12 protein-coding genes are annotated in these 17,519 nt (G+C 73.2%); 5 read left to right on the top strand and 7 right to left on the bottom strand.

Annotated elements, in window-relative coordinates:
• Positions 1-245: 245 nt before the first annotated feature.
• The 6 genes from AB0P35_RS09685 to AB0P35_RS09660 form a co-directional block, all read right to left on the bottom strand.
• Complete coding sequence (locus AB0P35_RS09685; RefSeq protein WP_363508969.1) at positions 246-1,670, bottom strand: sugar porter family MFS transporter; 1,425 nt, start codon at positions 1,668-1,670, stop codon at positions 246-248.
• Positions 1,671-1,806: 136 nt separating this feature from the next.
• Positions 1,807-2,778: an L-histidine N(alpha)-methyltransferase gene (egtD, locus tag AB0P35_RS09680; protein ID WP_363508753.1), complete on the bottom strand. Its 972-nt coding sequence runs from the start codon at positions 2,776-2,778 to the stop codon at positions 1,807-1,809.
• A complete protein-coding gene (gene egtC, locus AB0P35_RS09675; RefSeq protein WP_363508750.1) occupies positions 2,775-3,602 on the bottom strand; it encodes an ergothioneine biosynthesis protein EgtC in 828 nt (275 codons plus the stop codon). The genes egtD and egtC overlap by 4 nt, the downstream gene beginning before the upstream one ends.
• A complete protein-coding gene (gene egtB / locus AB0P35_RS09670; protein WP_363508747.1) occupies positions 3,602-4,942 on the bottom strand; it encodes an ergothioneine biosynthesis protein EgtB in 1,341 nt (446 codons plus the stop codon). The genes egtC and egtB overlap by 1 nt, the downstream gene beginning before the upstream one ends.
• Positions 4,936-6,210 (bottom strand): ergothioneine biosynthesis glutamate--cysteine ligase EgtA, encoded by a 1,275-nt coding sequence (egtA, locus tag AB0P35_RS09665; RefSeq protein ID WP_363508744.1) that lies wholly within the window; start codon positions 6,208-6,210, stop codon positions 4,936-4,938. Before egtA ends, egtB begins: the two co-directional genes overlap by 7 nt.
• A 143-nt stretch (positions 6,211-6,353) precedes the next feature.
• The gene (locus AB0P35_RS09660) at positions 6,354-7,484 is read right to left on the bottom strand and encodes an aminotransferase class I/II-fold pyridoxal phosphate-dependent enzyme (protein WP_363508741.1); all 1,131 of its coding nucleotides are present in this window, start codon (positions 7,482-7,484) and stop codon (positions 6,354-6,356) included.
• 402 nt (positions 7,485-7,886) lie between these two features.
• Between AB0P35_RS09660 and AB0P35_RS09655 the strand changes: the two genes are divergently transcribed.
• The gene (locus AB0P35_RS09655; protein WP_363508966.1) at positions 7,887-10,112 is read left to right on the top strand and encodes a glycoside hydrolase family 6 protein; all 2,226 of its coding nucleotides are present in this window, start codon (positions 7,887-7,889) and stop codon (positions 10,110-10,112) included.
• Between the two features lie 101 nt (positions 10,113-10,213).
• Here the strand turns inward: AB0P35_RS09655 and AB0P35_RS09650 are convergent, their stop codons facing one another.
• On the bottom strand, positions 10,214-11,986 hold the full coding sequence (locus tag AB0P35_RS09650) for a glycoside hydrolase family 15 protein (protein WP_363508738.1): 1,773 nt from the start codon (positions 11,984-11,986) through the stop codon (positions 10,214-10,216).
• Positions 11,987-12,150: 164 nt separating this feature from the next.
• Here AB0P35_RS09650 and AB0P35_RS09645 point away from each other — a divergent pair, with 164 nt between their 5' ends.
• The 4 genes from AB0P35_RS09645 to AB0P35_RS09630 all read left to right on the top strand — a co-directional run bounded on the left by AB0P35_RS09645 (position 12,151) and on the right by AB0P35_RS09630 (position 17,519).
• The gene (locus tag AB0P35_RS09645) at positions 12,151-12,957 is read left to right on the top strand and encodes an SAM-dependent methyltransferase (RefSeq protein ID WP_363508735.1); all 807 of its coding nucleotides are present in this window, start codon (positions 12,151-12,153) and stop codon (positions 12,955-12,957) included.
• The gene (locus AB0P35_RS09640) at positions 12,954-15,080 is read left to right on the top strand and encodes an EAL domain-containing protein (RefSeq protein WP_095872146.1); all 2,127 of its coding nucleotides are present in this window, start codon (positions 12,954-12,956) and stop codon (positions 15,078-15,080) included. Before AB0P35_RS09645 ends, AB0P35_RS09640 begins: the two co-directional genes overlap by 4 nt.
• A 298-nt stretch (positions 15,081-15,378) precedes the next feature.
• Positions 15,379-16,209, top strand: a complete 831-nt coding sequence (locus AB0P35_RS09635) for a glycosyltransferase family 2 protein (protein ID WP_363508732.1) — start codon at positions 15,379-15,381, stop codon at positions 16,207-16,209.
• The gene (locus AB0P35_RS09630; protein ID WP_363508730.1) at positions 16,209-17,519 is read left to right on the top strand and encodes a glycosyltransferase family 2 protein; all 1,311 of its coding nucleotides are present in this window, start codon (positions 16,209-16,211) and stop codon (positions 17,517-17,519) included. The genes AB0P35_RS09635 and AB0P35_RS09630 overlap by 1 nt, the downstream gene beginning before the upstream one ends.

Below are 17,519 nucleotides of genomic sequence, written 5' to 3'. Positions count from 1 at the left end.
GCGGCACGTGTTGGTGGGCGTGGGGGCAGGCTCCGGCGGCGGGCCTGCGGGTGCGAATCCGGCTGAAGATCAAGGGCACATCCCTCCCTGCGTCATGGGTACCGGATGTGCCGTGGCGTGCGCGGAGAGTGGGCGATTGTGCCTCCGCCCGCCGCCCGGAACGCTAGGGTGCCCGCGGACCCGCAACGCAGCAGGGGCGCCGGCAACCGTGCGGACGCCCCTGCTCCGGGAAGCGGATGCGGCGATCAGCCCATGTCCTCCAGGCGGACGCCCTTGGTCTCCTTCATGAACTTCGCCACGAAGGGGATCGAGCCGAGCGCGAAGGCCGCGTAGAGCGCATAGGTGGCGGAGAGGTTCCACCGCGACATCGCCGGGAACGAGACGGTGATCGCCCAGTTGGCCAGCCACTGCGCCGAGGCGGCGACCGAGAGCGCGGCGGCCCGGATCCGGTTCGGGAACATCTCGCCGAGCATCACCCAGACGACGACGCCCCAGGAGAGCGCGAAGAACAGCACGAACAGGTTGGCCGCGACGAGGGCGACCGCGCCCTGCAGGTCCGGCAGGGTGACGTCGTCGCCGGTGCCGGTGGCCGAGGAGAACGCCCAGGCGGCCGCGCCGAGGGTGACGGCCATGCCGGCCGAGCCGATCAGCGCGAGCGGCTTGCGGCCGATCCGGTCGACCAGCAGGACGGCGATCGCGGTACCGGCGATGTTGATCACCGAGCCGACGAAGCTGATCATCAGCGAGTTGCTCTGGTCGATACCGACCGACTGCCAGAGGATCGAGGAGTAGTAGAAGATCACGTTGATGCCGACGAGCTGCTGGAACACCGAGAGGCCGATGCCCACCCAGACGATCGGCAGCAGGCCGAGCCGGCCGCCGAGCAGGTCACGGAAGCGCGGCCGGTGGTCGGAGGCGATCAGCGAACGGATCTCGGTGATCCGGGCCTCGGTGTCCGACCCGTCGCCCTCGACCTGGCGCAGCACCGAGCGGGCCTCGTCGAGCCGTCCGGCGGAGATCAGGAAGCGCGGGGACTCCGGGATCATCGCGGCCATCACGAAGTAGAGCACCGCGGGCAGGACGCAGATGCCGAGCATCCACTGCCAGGCCTCCAGGCCGAGCAGGCTGCCGCGGGTGTCGCCGTCCGCGGCCTCCGCGAGCAGCCAGTTCACCAGCTGGGAGACGGCGATGCCGAGCACGATGGCGGCCTGCTGGAAGGAGGCGAGTCGGCCGCGGTACCGGGTCGGCGCGACCTCGGCGATGTAGGTCGGGGCGATCACCGAGGCGATGCCGATCGCGGCCCCGCCGAGGACGCGCCAGGCGGCGAGGTCCCAGGCGGCGAACGGCAGCGCCGAGCCGAGGGCGCTGACCGCGAAGAGCACGGCGGCGACCTTCATCACCCGGATGCGGCCGTACCGGTCGGCGAACCGGCCGGCCACCGCCGCGCCCGCCGCAGAGCCGAGCAGCGCGGAGGAGACGATCAGGCCGGTGACGCCGTCCCCGATCCCGAACCTGCCCTGGATGCCGGAGACGGCGCCGTTGATCACCGAGCTGTCGTAGCCGAACAGGAAGCCGCCGAGCGCGGCCGCCGCCGCGATGAAGACCACGAACCCGAGCCGGTCCGGAGACTGCGCGCGGGCCGCTACGGGCTGTTGGGTGACGCTCACGATCTCTGACTCCTGTGTACTCGACGTTGAGAGAGGCGTCAGGATCGTACCCTCGGTCTGTTCATCACATGTACGCACTATCCGGAAAATGGGGCAAAGCAGTCCGGATTGCCGTTCAAGATCTGAATTGTATGAAGATTTAGACCGGCTCGGAGAGGGACAGCCCGAACCGTCCCGCGCCGTCCGTCCACCAGTGGGTCAGCCGCAGGCCGGCCGCCGCCAGCTCCCGGGCCACCCGCTCGTGCCGGAACTTCGCCGAGACCTCGGTACGCAGCTCCTCGCCGGCGTCGAAGTGCACCGGCAGGTCCAGTGCCGGGATCTTCACCGTCTGGTCGCGCACCGAGCGCAGCCGCATCTCGATCCACTCCTGCTCGGTGTCCCAGAGCGCCACGTGCTCGAAGGCGTCCGGGTCGAAGTCGGCGTCCAGCTCCCGGTCGAGCACGTTCAGCACGTTCTTGTTGAACTCGGCGGTCACCCCGGCCGCGTCGTCGTACGCGGCGACCAGCACCGCCGGGTCCTTCACCAGGTCGGTGCCGAGCAGCAGCGCGTCGCCCGGTTCCAGGGCGGCCCGCAGGGTGCGCAGGAAGCCGGCCCGCTCGGCGGGCACGAAGTTGCCGAGGGTGCCGCCGAGGAAGGCGACCAGCCGCGGCCCGCCGCCGGGCGGCAGCCCGAGCCCCTGGGTGAAGTCGGAGAGCACCGCGTGCACGTCGGTGCCCGGGTAGTCGGCGGCCAGCGCCGCCCCGGCGGCCTCCAGTGCGCTCTCGCTGACGTCCACCGGCACGTACGCCTCCAGGCTGCCGAAGCCGTTCAGCGCGTCCAGCAGCAGCCGGGTCTTCTCGGACGAGCCGGAGCCCAGCTCCACCAGCGTCCGGGCCCGGGTGAGGCCGGCGATCTCGGCGGCCCGGTCGGTGAGGATCTCCCGCTCGGCCCGGGTCGGGTAGTACTCGGGCAGCCGGGTGATCTCCTCGAACAGCTCGCTGCCCCGGGCGTCGTAGAACCACTTGGGCGGCAGCCACTTGGGACTTGCCGTCAGGCCCCGCTGCACATCGTGCCGCAGCGCGTGGCTGAAGTGGTCGGCGGGCAGCAGACGGGTCAGGTCGAAGGTGCTCACGGCGAGTCGTCCTCTCGCGTCGGGCGGCCGTCACTCGGTTCGGGCCGGTCGCTCTCCGGTACGGGGCGGTCGATGTCGATGGGGTGCAGCGCCACGCCCGCCGGTCCGGCGAGCAGCAGCGTGCGGTCGGGGACCTCGGTCCAGCCGGGCCCGTCGTCCAGCGGCTCGGAGGCGACCACCACCCCGGCCGACACGTCGGACACGGTGCCGGTGCGGTGGAAGAGGGTGTCGCCCCAGGCCGTCGCGGCGATCGAACGGCCGTCGGTGACCAGCAGGTTGAGCCTGGTCTCGCCGTACTTGGCGGCCTCCCGGACGGTGTCGGCGACGGCCTCGCCGAGATCGGCGCCGGTGCGCAGCCGGGCCAGCAGCAGGGCGAACAGCAGGGCCGAGTCGCTGCGCGCCTCCAGCGCCATCAGGTCGGCCGGCGGCAGGGTGGCGGCGAGCGGCCCGTACCGCTCGGGCCAGCCGGGCAGGGCGCCGTTGTGGCTGAACAGCAGCCGCCCGGCGGTGAACGGTGCGGCGGCGGCCTCGCCCGGCGCGCAGCCGGCGGTGGCCGAGCGGACGGCGGCGAGCAGCGCCCGGGTGCGCACCACCCGGGCGAGGTCGACGAGGTTCTCGTCCGCCCAGATCGGCCCGGCCCTGCGGTAGCGGGCGGGCCGCTCCTCGCCGGGGGCGTACCAGCCGATGCCGAAGCCGTCGGCGTTCACCGTGCCGTACCGCTGCCGGCGGGGTGCCCAGGACTGCCGGACGAGCCCGTACGGCGGGTCGAACAGCAGCGCGCCGAGCGGGAGTTCGCCGCCGAGGTAGGCGAGGTGGCGGCACATCAGGCGCCCTCGGCGTCATGGGCGGTGCCGGCGGTGAGGGCGGTGCGGAACCCGGCGAAGATCTGCCGCCGGATCGGGTAGTCCCAGTTGCGGAAGGTACCCCGGCAGGCGACCGGAGCGACGGCGAACGAGCCGCCGCGCAGCACCTTGTACTCGGGCCCGAAGAACACCTCGGAGTACTCCTTGTACGGCCAGGCGGTGAAGCCGGGGTAGGGCGAGAAGTCGCTCGCCGTCCACTCCCAGACGTCGCCGATCAGCTGCCGGGCGCCGCAGGGCGCGGTGCCCGCCGGGTAACTGCCGACCGGGGCCGGCTGCAGGTGCCGCTGGCCGAGGTTGGCGTGTTCGGCGGCGGGCTGCTCGTCGCCCCAGGGGAAGCGGCGGGATCGGCCGGTGGCGGGGTCGAAGCGGGCGGCCTTCTCCCACTCGGCCTCGGTGGGCAGCCGCCGGCCGGCCCAGCGGGCGTAGGCGTCCGCCTCGTACCAACTGACGTGCAGCACGGGCTCGTCCGGCGGCACCGGTTCGACGGTGCCGAAGCGGCGGCGCAGCCACTGTCCGCCCTCCCGGCTCCAGAACAGCGGTGCGGTGAGGTCGGCCTTTCGCCGGTGGTCCCATCCGGCCGGTGTCCACCAGCGCGGTTCCCGGTAGCCGCCGTCCTCGACGAAGGCCTGGTACGCGGCGTTGGAGACCGGGACGGTGTCGAGCCAGTAGGCCGGCAGGTCCACCTCGTGCGCGGGCCGCTCGTTGTCCAGCGCCCACGGTTCGGTGTCGGTGCCCATGGTGAACGGGCCCGCGGGGACGAGGACTTCGGCGGGCAGCCGGTCCGTGGTGGCGGGCGGCGGGGGAGGGGCGGCCAGCACGGCGGCGCCCTGCCGGAGCTGATGGGTGATCAGCATGGTCTCGTCGTGCTGCTGTTCGTGCTGGGCGATCATGCCGAAGGCGAATCCGGCGTCCAGCAGCGGGGCGCCCTCCAGCGGGCTCGCCTCCAGCAGGTCGAGGACCCGGCCGCGGACCTCGTGCGCGTACCGCCGGGCCTCGTCGGGCGGCAGCAGCGGCAGGCTGGGCCGCTCGGCCCGCGGGTGCTCGAAGGCGTCGTAGAGCGGGTCGATCTCGGGGTGCATCGGGTCGTGGCCGCCGACGTTGCGCAGCAGCCACAGCTCCTCCTGGTTGCCGATGTGCGCGAGGTCCCAGACCAGCGGCGACATCAGCGGGGAGTGCTGGGCGGTGAGGTCGCGGTCGTCCACGCAGCCGGTGAGCCCGGCGGTGCGGTCGCGGGCGGCCAGCAGCTCGGTGGCGATCGCCTCGCGGAGCGTCGCCGGGTCGGTGCGGTCGGCGTTCAGCACGGTGCGTCCTCCTCGACGGCGGGGCGGCGCCCGGCCCGGACGGCGTCCAGTTGGTCGTCGGCCGGGCAGCGGCCCCGGGCGGGGTAGCGGTCGGCGTACTCGGTCAGCGCGCGGCGCAGACCGGCGGAGTCGGGCCGGCGGGCGAGCGCCCGCTCGCCGGCGGCGAAACAGGCGAGCGCGGCCTGCCGCAGTTCGGGATCGGTGGTGCCGAGGGCGGCGGCCCGCCGCCAGAGGCTGCAGCGCGGCGGCGGCAGGGCCCGGTCGTGGCCGAGCGGTTCCAGCGCGGCGAGCGCCGCGTCGGTGGCCTCCGGGTCGTCGAGCAGCGCGGTCACCAGGGCGAGCGGGACGAGCCAGCCGTCGCCGGGCTGGGCGTCGATCATGCGCAGCTCCAGGTGGCCGCGCGGCCGGACGGGCGGGAAGAGCGTGGTGCGGTGGTACTCCAGGTCCGCCAGGGTGGCGGGCCGCTCGCCGGCGCCGCGCAGCCACTGCCGGAAGGTCAGGCCGGGCGGCGCCGTCCACGGCCGGCCCTCGGCTCGGCGGACGCACAGCACCTCGGCGTCCAGCACGTACCGGGCCCAGGCCTCGCGCGGGTCGCCGTCCGGCAGCGGGGCGAGGGTGCGGGTCGGGTCCATCCGGGACCACACCACCTGCCGGCTGGACCGGTAGCCGGTGGGCCGGCCGTCCAGCAGGGGGGAGTTGGCGAAGGCGGCGACCAGGACGGGGCCGAGCCGGTGGACGAGGTGCCAGCGGCGGGCGACCGCGGCCTCGGTGCCGGCGTCCACGCAGACCTGGACGGATGCGGTGCCGGTCATCATGATCCCGCCCCAGGGCCCGGCGCGGTCGAAGAAGGCCTGCATGGCGCGGTACCGGGGGTGCTCGGTCTGCATCCGGCGGGTCCTGCCGAGCGGGTCGGTGCCGCTGCCGGTGAGTCGCAGGCCCTGGTCGGCCAGTGCGGTGCGCAGGGCCGCCTGGTCGCGCAGCAGGTCGGCTGCGCAGTCGGCGGGGGAGTCGGCGGGCCGGGAGCTGAGCTCGACCTGGCCGCCTGGTTCGCGGGTGAAGCGGGAGCCCGCCGGGAAGCGCGGGCCGTCGTGGTCCTCGGGCAGGGCCGCGAGGGCGGCGGCGGTGCGGCCGGGGTCGACCGGCCGCTCGGGACATCGGCTGTCGTGGACGAACCACTCGGCCTCGACCCCGACCAGGGCCGGCGGCCCGATCTTGAAACAGATTCCGGCCAGATGGGTCTCGGCGGACGCCTCGGTCAGCGGCGTCACGCTGGGTGTCTGATTCGGTCGGTCAGTGCTGCGCTGCGGGCGGACGGGTATCACCGGACTCACCATCCCTCGGTACGCGATTGCGGCCCGGTTGTTCCTGCTCAGTCTGCTACGCGGCAAACATCATTGCCGCCCCACGCAGGTCAGGCGCACGTCAGCCGGTGCAGGGCGTCCTCCAGCACCGGCAGCGGCAGGGCGAAGTTCAGCCGCAGCAGTCCCGGACGGGGCGCGCCGAAGTCGGCCCCGTCCGCCAGCTCGACGTCACGCTCCGTCATCGCCTCCTCCCTCGCCCGTTCGGGTGGCAGGCCGAGCGCGGCCCCGTCCAGCCAGAGCAGGTACGAGGCCTGCGGGCGGGCGAGCACCGCCGGGCCGAGCGCGGCCAGGGCGAGGTCCCTGGCGGCGGCCAGGTGGAGCAGCAGCCCGTCCAGCCACCCGGCGCCCTCCTCCAGCGCGGCCCGCTGCACGATCTGCTCCAGCAGGCCGCCCTCCCAGATCCCGTACCCGGCGGCCCGCTCGCGGATCCGGGCGCGCAGCCCGGCGTCCGGGACGAGCAGCCAACAGCTGGGGATGCCCGAGGTGTTGAAGGTCTTGCCGACCGAGCCGACGGTCACCGTGCGGTGGGCCGCGGCCGGATCGGCGGTGGCCACCGCTACGGGGTGGCGCAGCCCGTGGTCGGGGTGGACGAGGTCGGCGTGCACCTCGTCCGAGATCAGCAGGCCCTCCTCGGCGGCCGCCAGCGAGGCCAGCGCGCGGATCTCGTCGGCGGTGCGCAGCCGGCCGGTGGGGTTGTGCGGGCTGCTGACCAACAGCACCCCGGGGCGCAGCGCGGCGAAGCCGGCCGGCGGCAGGCCGAACGGGTCGTCCGCGCGCCCGAGCGGGACGGACGCGAAGGGCAGCCCGGCCGCGGCGCAGATCCCGGCGAAACCGCCCCACTCCGGCGCCGCCGCGACAGCGGTGCGGCCGCGGACCTCGGGCGGCACGGCGTCCAGCAGCAGCCGCATCGCGGTGCGCGGGCCGCACGGCAGGCAGAGCACCCAGTCCTCGTCCACCGCCGCGCCGTGCCGGCGGCGGTACCAGTCGGCGACCAGCCGCGGCGCGCCCGGATCGGCCACCGTGTAGCCGTACGCCGGGTGGCGGGCCCGCGCGGCCAGGGCCGCTCCGACGGCCGGCGGGCCCGGGAGGTCCATGTCGGCGAGGCCCAGGGCGATCCGGCCCCGCCCCGCCCGGGCCCACTTGCTGCTGCCCGTGCCGCCGCGGTCGAAGGACTCCGTCACCGCCGCTCCCTCCGTCCGGTCCGCGGGCGCACCTCCGCGCCGGTCACCTCCACGCTACGGGCGGCGGCAAGGGCGGCATCCGCGGACAGCGGGCGCCAGTGTCGCCGATCGGGCGGGGGAGCGCTCCCACGATCGCTCGATGTTTCGCATCGTCAACTCCGTCTGATGCCTTGACGGGGCATGGCCTTCGTGGCTTGATATCCCATGAGCTCAGGGCCCGCCCCTGAAGCGCGGGTTGAGAAAACCCCGCCGCTCCGGCGACTCGTCGACCAAGCTCCGACTTTTCCATCGACGTATCGTCGATCCCCCGCAAGTGGGAGCGCTCCCACCAAGTGACTCCCTCCGATGCACGTCAGGGTCCCTCCCCCACCCGAAAGGACTCCGTAAGTGCCTTCCCCCATCATGCGCCGTCTGCGCACGTCGGCAGCCGCCGCGGCGCTGGGCGTCGCCGCCGTCCTGCCGCTCGCGACGGCCGTCCAGCCGGCCAGTGCCGCCGAGGCCAAGCTCGACAACCCCTATGCCGGCGCCAAGGTCTACGTGAACCCGGACTGGTCCGCCAAGGCGGCCGCCGAGCCGGGCGGTTCCGCGGTCGCCAACCAGCCGACCTTCGTCTGGATGGACCGGATCGCCGCGATCACCGGCTCCTCCGCGGCGAAGGGCCTGCGGGCACACCTGGACGCCGCCCTCGCGCAGGGCGCCGACCTGGTCCAGATCGTCATCTACGACCTGCCGGGCCGCGACTGCTCCGCCCTCGCCTCCAACGGCGAGCTCGGGGCCACCGAGATCGGCCGCTACAAGGCGGAGTACATCGACCCGATCGCCGCGATCATGTCGGACTCCAAGTACGCGGGCCTGCGGATCGTCAACGTCATCGAGCCCGACTCGCTGCCGAACCTGGTCACCAACGCCGGCGGCACCGCCGGTTCGACCGACGCCTGCACCACCATGAAGGCGAACGGCAACTACGAGGCCGGTGTCGGCTACGCCCTGCACACCCTGGCCGCGATCCCGAACGTCTACAACTACATCGACGCCGCGCACCACGGATGGCTCGGCTGGGACTCCAACATGGGCCCCGCCGCCACCGAGTTCAAGAAGGCCGCCACCACCGGCGGCGCCACCGTCAACGACGTGGCCGGCTTCATCGTCAACACCGCCAACTACAGCGCGCTGGTGGAGCCGAACTTCAAGGTCACCGACTCCGTGAACGGCACCACCGTGCGGCAGTCGAAGTGGGTCGACTGGAACTACTACGTCGACGAGCTGTCCTTCGCCCAGGCGCTGCGCACCAAGCTGATCGGCGAGGGCTTCAACAGCAGCATCGGCATGCTGATCGACACCTCCCGCAACGGCTGGGGCGGCACGGCCCGGCCGGCCGGCCCGGGCCCGCTGACCTCCGTCGACGACTACGTCAACGGCGGCCGGGTCGACCGCCGCATCCACGCCGGCAACTGGTGCAACCAGAGCGGTGCCGGCCTCGGCGAGCGTCCGACCGCCGCGCCCGCCACGGGCATCGACGCCTACGTCTGGGCCAAGCCCCCGGGTGAGTCCGACGGCGCGAGCCAGGTCATCCCGAACGACGAGGGCAAGGGCTTCGACCGGATGTGCGACCCGACCTACACGGGCAACGGTCGCAACGGCAACAGCATGTCCGGCGCCCTGCCGAACTCGCCGCTCGCCGGCGCCTGGTTCTCCGCCCAGTTCCAGCAGCTGCTGGCCAACGCCTACCCGCCCGTCGGCGGCAGCAGCACCGACACCCAGGCGCCGACCGTCCCTAGCGGTCTGACCTCGCCGGCGAAGACGTCCAGCAGTGTCTCGCTGTCGTGGACGGCCTCGACGGACAACGTCGGTGTGACGGGGTACGACGTGTACCGCGGCAGCACGCTGGTCGGTTCGACCGCGACCACCTCGTTCACCGACACCGGCCTGACCGCCTCGACGGCGTACAGCTACACGGTGAAGGCGAAGGACGCGGCCGGCAACGTCTCCGCGGCCTCGGCGGCCCTGTCCGTCACCACCTCGGCCGGCGGCACCACCGACACCCAGGCGCCGACCGTTCCGGGCGGTCTGACCTCGCCGGCGAAGACGTCCAGCAGTGTCTCGCTGTCGTGGACGGCCTCGACGGACAACGTCGGTGTGACGGGGTACGACGTGTACCGCGGCAGCACGCTGGTCGGTTCGACCGCGACCACCTCGTTCACCGACACCGGCCTGACCGCCTCGACGGCGTACAGCTACACGGTGAAGGCGAAGGACGCGGCCGGCAACGTCTCCGCGGCCTCGGCGGCCCTGTCCGTCACCACCTCGGGCACCGGCACCGGTTCGGGCTGCACCGCCACCTACAAGGTGAGCAGCGACTGGGGCGCCGGCTTCAACGCCGACGTCACCGTCACCAACAACGGCACCACGGCGATCAACGGCTGGAAGGTCACCTGGACCTACGGCGGCCAGCAGAAGATCTCCAACCTCTGGAACGGCAGCTACACGCAGACCGGCCAGGCGGTGACCGTCACCAACGCGGCCTACAACGGTGCGATCGGGGCCGGCGGCTCCGCGGGCTTCGGCTTCGGTGCGACCAACGCGGGCGGCAGCAACGCCGTCCCGACGCTGACCTGCACGGCACTGTGATCCGCGCCGCGAGCTGATCGCGGCACCGGGCGGCCGATCCCACGGCGGTGGGATCGGCCGCCCCTCGGCGTTCCGGCCGCCCTTCGGCGTTCCGGGCGGGCTCAGGCCGCGCGGGCGGCCAGTTCGAAGGCCGAGTTGACCAGCGCTACATGGCTGAACGCCTGTGGCATGTTGCCGAGTTGGCGCCTCTCCTGGGGGTCCCACTCCTCGGCGAGCAGTCCGACGTCGTTGCCCAGCGAGACCAGCCGCAGGAAGAGCTCGCGGGCCTCGCCGGGGCGCCCGATCGCGCCGAGGGAGTCGGCGAGCCAGAACGAGCAGGCGAGGAAGGCGCCTTCGGTGCCCCGCAGGCTGTCCGCGCGCGAGGCCGCCGGGTAGCGCCGGATCAGCCCGCCGTGGTCCAGCCCGGTGCGGACGGCGTCGACCGTGCGGACCACCCGCGGGTCGTCCGGCGGCAGGAAGCCGCTCTTCAGCACGAAGAGCGTCGCGGCGTCCAACTCCCGTCCGCCGTAGTGCTGGACGAACAGGCCGCGGCGGCGGTCGACGCCGTTCTCGAGGACGTCCGCGTGCACCGCGTCGCGCATCTCCCGCCAGCGCTCCACGGGCGCGGGCAGGCCGGTGAGTTCGGCCATCTTCAGGGCGCGGTCGGCGGCCACCCAGGCCATCACCTTGGAGTGCACGAAGTGCCGCCGGGCGCCGCGGACCTCCCACAGGCCCTCGTCGGGCTCCGTCCAGTGCTTCTCCAGGTAGGCCATGAGTATCCGCAGCAGGCTCCAGACCTGGCGCTCCATCGGGATGCCGGCCCGCAGCGCGAGGTACATCGTGTCCACCACCTCGCCGTAGACGTCGAGTTGGAGTTGCCGGACGGCGACGTTGCCGAATCGCACCGGTGTCGAACCGCCGTACCCGGGCAACCAGTCGGCCTCGACCTCGGGCAGCCCCCGCTCGCCCGCCACCCCGTAGACGGCCTGCAGGTCGCCCGGGTCGCCGGCGATCGCCCGCAGCAGCCACTTGCGCCAGGCGGCCGCCTCCTCGCGGAAGCCCCCGCGCAGCAGTGCCGAGAGGGTGAGGCTGGAGTCGCGCAGCCAGCAGAAGCGGTAGTCCCAGTTGCGCTCGCCGCCGAGCACCTCGGGCAGCGAGGCGGTCGGCGCCGCGACGATGCCGCCGGTCGGCTCGTAGGCGAGCGCCTTCAGGGTGATCAGCGAGCGCAGCACGGCGCGTCGCCACTCGCCGTCGTAGCGGCAGCCGGACGCCCAGAGCTGCCAGCCGTCCAGCGTGCCGGCCAGCGCCCGCAGCGGGTCGGTGCGCGGCGGGGCGTGCATGTGCGAGGGCTGCCAGGTCAGCACGAAGGACACCCGCTCGCCCGCGGAGACGGTGAAGTCGGAGGCGGTGGAGCCGTCCTGGCCGTAGGTGTGCACCCCGGGCGGCACCCGCAGCCAGGCGGAGTCCGGGCCGGCCACGGCCACCCGGTGGTGCTCGGTGCGGCGCACCCAGGGGTCGACCCGGCCGTAGTTGAACCGCAGCCGCAGCTCGCCGCGCATCGGCACGGCGCCGGAGACCCCCTCGACGATCCGCACCAGCTGCGGGACGCGGTCGCGCTGCGGCATGAAGTCGAGCACCCGGACGGTGCCGTCGGGGGTGGCCCAGAGCGACTCCAGGACGAGGCTGTCGTCGAGGTAGCGCCGCCGGGTGCAGACTCCGCCCGCGGCGGGCCCGAGCCGCCACGCGCCGTGCCGCCCGTCGCCGAGCAGCCCGGCGAAGCAGCTGGGGGAGTCGAAGCGGGGCAGGCACAGCCAGTCGACCGAACCGTCACGGCCCACAAGGGCGGCGGTCTGGAGGTCCCCGATGAGGGCGTAGTCCTCTATTCGTCCGGCCATCAGGACCATTGTCCGCCGAATGCGTCAGGAACCGCGCGGCGTAAGGAATCCGGGGATGTGCGGTGGTGGAGCCGGGAACTTCCGTTCCGCTTGCAAGGAAGATCAGATCATAGGAAAATCATGTCGAGTTGTTGGCTTTTTCCTGAACCGGAGGGGGTGCCGTCATGCGGCAACCGGACTGGGTGCCCGCCGGAACAGACCTCGAGAAGCCCAACGCGGCCCGCATGTACGACTACTACCTCGGCGGCTCGCACAACTTCGAGGCAGACCGGCAGACGGCCCGCAAGGCGGTCGAACTCTGGCCGGAGCTCCCGCAGATCATGAGGGCCAACCGGGCCTTCCTGCGGCGTGCCGTCCAGCACCTCGCCGAGACGGGCATCACCCGGTTCCTGGACATCGGCTCCGGCATCCCCACCTTCGGCCCCGTCCACGAGGCCGCCCGGCAGGTCGCCCCCGACGCCCGGGTGGTGTACGTCGACAACGACCCCGTCGCCGTCGCGCACAGTCGCCTGCTGCTCCAGGACGACCCGGCGAGCAGCGTCGTCCAGGCCGACCTGCGGTACGTCGACGACCTGCTCGCCCGCCCCGAGCCGGCCGCGCTGCTCGCGGAGGGTGAGCCGGTGGCGGTGATGCTGGTCGCCGTGCTGCACTTCGTGCCCGACGACGACGACCCGCACAAGCTCGTCGCCAGACTGCGCGACGCGCTCCCGCCCGGCAGCGCCCTGGTGCTCTCGCACGCCTCCCTGGAGGGCCGGCCGGACCAGGCCGGCGCCCACCAGGACCTCTACCGGCGCACCCCGACCCCGCTCACCATGCGCGGCCGGGACGCCATCGAGGCCTTCTTCGACGGCTTCGACCTGGTCGAGCCGGGCCTGGTCTACCTGCCCGAGTGGCGGCCGGACGTCCCGGAGGCGGTCGGCCCGCATCCGGAGCGGATGACGGGTGTGGCCGGCGTCGGACGACTGCCGTGAGCGACCGGCTGCCGGTGGGGGCCCGAAGCGCAGGGGGCCTGCGCGAGGAATGGGCCCGGCTGCTCGGCGCCGGCCACGGCGACGCCGTCCACCCGCGGGTGGTCGACAGCCTGGTCGACCGCACCGCCGACCTGCTCGACCGCGCCCGCCGGGCCCGGCCCTTCGACGCCGCCCCGGCCCGGCAGGCCGGCGCGATGCTGGTCGACGCCCACTTCACCGACCCCGAGGTGCTCGCCCGGGCCGTGGAGATCCTGCACCGGCAGCCCGCCACCGACGGCACCGGCCCGATGCTCTCCGGCGCCTTCGCGGCCGGCTGGGCGGCCGCCCTGCGCGAGCGGACGCTGCGCGAGCAGGAGGCGATCCGGCTGGCCGCGGACACCGCCCGGCACGGCGTCGAGCGCGCCCTGCGCGAGTCCGAGGCGCGCTTCCGCGCCCTGTTCGAGAGCGCCGCGATCGGCATCGGCATCGGCGACGTCGAGGGCAACATCCTGGCCGTGAACAAGGCCATCGGGGAGATCTTCGGCGTCGGCCCGGAGGACATGGCCGGCCGCCGGGTCGGCGACCTCGTCCACCCCGAGGACACCCCGGGCGTCTGGGAGGCCTACGGGGACCTCATCAGCGGCAAGCGCGAGTACTTCCAGGTCGACAAGCCGTACTACCGGCGCGACGGCGAGGTGGTCTGGACGCACCTGACCGTCTCGCTGATCCGCGACGCCGACGGCATCCCCAAGTACCAGGTCGCCATGCTGGAGGACATCACCGACCGCTACCGGCTGCAGGAGCGGCTGCGCCACCAGGCGACCCACGACCCGCTCACCGGCCTGCCGAACCGCGCGGCCTTCTTCGAGCGGCTGGAGCGGCTCTTCGAGGAGCCGGAGCCGGGCGCCCGCTTCGGGCTGTGCTACGTCGACCTCGACGGCTTCAAGGTGGTCAACGACAGCCTCGGCCACGACATGGGCGACCAGCTGCTCACCGCGGTGGCCAGCCGGCTGGACGCCGCGCTCACCCCGCTCGGCCACATGGTGGCCCGGCTCGGCGGCGACGAGTTCGTGGTGCTGCTGGAGAACTGCCGGGGCGAGCAGGAGGCGGTGGCCGCGGCCAAGACGGTGCTCGCCGCACTGGCCAAACCGGTCATCGTCGGCGACCACAAGCTCGCGGTCGGCGCCAGCGTCGGCGTGCTGGAGCGGCGGGTCGCCACCACCACCCCGGGCGCCGCCGTCCGGGCCGCCGACCTGACGCTCTATCGGGCCAAGGAGGCCGGCCGCGGCCGCTGGACGCTGTTCGACCCCAAGGAGAACGCCCGCGCGGTCAGCCGGTACGCGGTGTCCGTCCGGATGCCCTCCGCACTGGACCGCGGCGAGTTCTTCATCGACTACCAGCCGCTGGTCAACCTCGCCGACGGCTCGCTCGCCGCGGTCGAGGCGCTGGTCCGCTGGCGCCACCCGCAGCTCGGTGTGCTCGGGCCGGAGGAGTTCGTCGGCACCGCCGAGGAGACCGGGCTGATCATGCCACTCGGCCGCTGGGTGCTTGAGCAGGCCTGCGGTCAGGCGGCCGACTGGGTACGGCGGTTCGGCGACCGGGCGCCGCAGCTCAACGTCAACCTGGCGGTCCGTCAGGCCCGCAACGCCGGACTCGTCGCAGACCTCGACCGTATCCTCCGGACGAGCGGACTGCAGCCCGACAAGCTGCAGCTGGAGATCACCGAGTCCACCGTGGTCGGCCCCGAGGACGAGGCGCTGAAGTCGCTGCACGGCCTGGTCGACCTCGGCGTGTCGCTCGCCGTGGACGACTTCGGCACCGGCTGGTCGAACCTCGCCTACCTGCGGGACCTGCCGGTCTCCGGCCTGAAGATCGCCGGTTCCTTCGTCGGCGACCTGCACGACCCGGCCAAGGACACCCACCTCGGGTGGCGGATCGTCAGCGGACTCGTCTCGCTCGCGCACACCCTGGGGCTGACCGTCACCGCCGAGGGCGTGGAGAACCGTGCCGACGCCGAGCGACTGCGGCTGATGGGCTGCGACTGGGCGCAGGGCTGGCACTTCGGTCGCCCCGTCCGCCCCGGCGAGATCGCCCGCCGGATCGCCGAGGCCAATCTGCCGGAGGCGATCGACCTCACCGAGTGAGGGATCGTCGACCCGCCGTCGAAAAATCGGGCATTTCAGATAAACCGCCCCAAAGTCCTTGACTCGGCGTGACTGCCATGAGGATGATGGCTGCAACCGGTACCGCTACGGCGGGATGCCAGGTACCGGCCGTCACCGTCGGCGCTCCGTGCGCCCGAGACGACCGACGCATTCTAGGGGCAGGGCCCGGGGGGCTCACCGAGGCCGCGGGGGACGCAGCCCGAGCGTCGTTGATCAGTCTCCACCCTTCCTCCGCGGGCACACGTGTGCCCTGCCGCCTCCCGAGAGGCCGCTCGCGATGAGCACCACCATGCCTTCCGACCCGCAACAGCCGCACCCGACCCGCAACGGCATGCCCATGCGGCGATCCACCGATCGTTCGGCAGAGCCGCAGCCGATGCGCAGGGCCGGGGACATCCCCACTCGGCACACCGTCAGCCTGGTCGTGCCGGCCCACAACGAGGCCCGCAACATCCCCTGGGTGTTCGAGCAGATCCCCCGCTGTGTGGACGAGGTCATCCTGGTGGACGGCTCGTCCAGCGATGCCACCCTCGCCATGGCCCGGCACTGCCTGCCCACCGTGCGCAACGTCCAGCAGACCGGCCCCGGCAAGGGCAACGCGCTGCGCACCGGCTTCGCCGCCGCCACCGGCGAGTACATCGTCATGATGGACGCCGACGGCTCCATGTGGCCCGGCGAGATCCCGCACTACCTGCACTTCCTCGACAACGGGTACGACTTCGTCAAGGGGTCGCGCTGCATCGCCGGCGGCGGCTCCCTCGACCTCACCCGCATCCGCTCGCTCGGCAACCGCGCCCTGATCACGGTGGTCAACCGGCTCTACCACACGATGCTGACCGACCTCTGCTACGGGTACTGCGCGTTCCGCCGCAGCTTCCTGGACGAACTCCGGCTGCGCTCGTCCGGCTTCGAGATCGAGGCCGAGATGATCGCGCACGCCCTCCGCTCGGGCCTGCGCATCGCAGAGGTCCCGAGCCTCGAACTTCCCCGCCGCAGCGGTCGCTCGCACCTCCACGCCGTCTCCGACGGCCGACGGGTGCTGCGGACCCTGATCGCCGAGCGTCCCGGTGCCAAGTCCTCGGCGCCCGCCGCCGTGGGGGAGCTGTGATGAATGGCTACGACCGGCGCACCCCGGCTGCCTGCCCGCGCACTGCCGCCCGTGAAACGCTCTACACCCCCGTCCGGGTGGTCGAGCTGGACCTGGACGAGCCCGGACGCCTGCGTGCGCCCGGCGGTCTCGGCCCCGTCGACCCGGACGGCCGCGTGTTGGCGTTGGTGCGGCTGCACGGACACCCGCTCGGGTTGGTCCAGGCCACCGGTACAGCAGGCGATCCCGCCACGCTGCGCCGGGCGCTGGTCGAAGCCGCCCACCGGGAACTGCGCGTTCCCGCCCTGTCCACCGCGACACTCGCGGCGCGTCCCCGCCGGACCGGGCCGCCGCGGGTGCCTGCGGAAGCGCCCACCGTCACCGTCGTGGTCTGCACCCGCAACCGGCCGGACTCGCTGCGGCACTGCCTCGACTCGCTGCTGCGCACCGACTACCCGTACGTCGAGGTGGTCGTGGTCGACAACGCGCCGGACGGCACCGGCACCCGCGACCTGGTGCTGGAGCACTACAGCGACCGTGTCCGCTACGTGTGCGAGCCCGAGCAGGGCTCGGCCCGCGCGAGGAACGCCGGGCTGGCGGCGGCACGCGGGGAGATCTGCGCCTTCGCCGACGACGACCTCCTCGTCGACCGCGGTTGGGTGACCGCTCTCGCCGAGGCCTTTCTGGCCGACGACCGGACCGCCTGTGTCACCGGCCTGGTGCTGCCCGCCGAACTCGACACCGCCGCACAGGCCGCGCTGGAGAGCTACGGCGGCTACTCCCGCGGCTTCGCGGCCCGCAGCTGGTCACTGCACGACGCGAACGCCGACCCGCTGCAGCGCTTCTCCGTCGGTCGCTTCGGCTCCGGCGCGAACATGGCCTTCCGGACGGAGGTGCTGCGCGCCGTCGGCGGCTTCGACCCGGCCACCGGCGCCGGCACCCCGGCCCGGGGTGGCGAGGAGCTCTACGCCTTCTTCTCCGTCTACAACAGCGGCCACGACATCGCCTACCAGCCGGAGGCGATCGTCTGGCACTGCCACCCGCGCACCGACGAGGCACTGGCCCGGCAGGTCTTCAACTTCGGGGTCGGTTTCGGCGCCTACCTGACCGCTGCCGTCGCTCACCGGCCCGAGGTGCTGGGCGACCTGCTCCGCCGGCTGCCCCGGGGCCTGTGGCAGTGGCAGACCGTCCACCGCCGACGGGCGGCCGAGAACTGCGGCCCCGAACCCGTGCCCGGCCTCGGGTGGCGGGAACTGCAGGGCCTGCTGTACGGCCCCTTCGGCTACCTCCGCAGCCTCTGGCACCAGCGCGGTGCACGGATCGGAGAGTGA

The sequence above is a fragment of the Kitasatospora sp. NPDC085879 genome, assembly GCF_040686255.1.
Taxonomy (GTDB): Bacteria; Actinomycetota; Actinomycetes; order Streptomycetales; family Streptomycetaceae; genus Kitasatospora.
The sequence above is the reverse complement of the archived record's forward strand: the minus strand, read 5'-3'. Positions and strand labels throughout refer to the sequence as shown.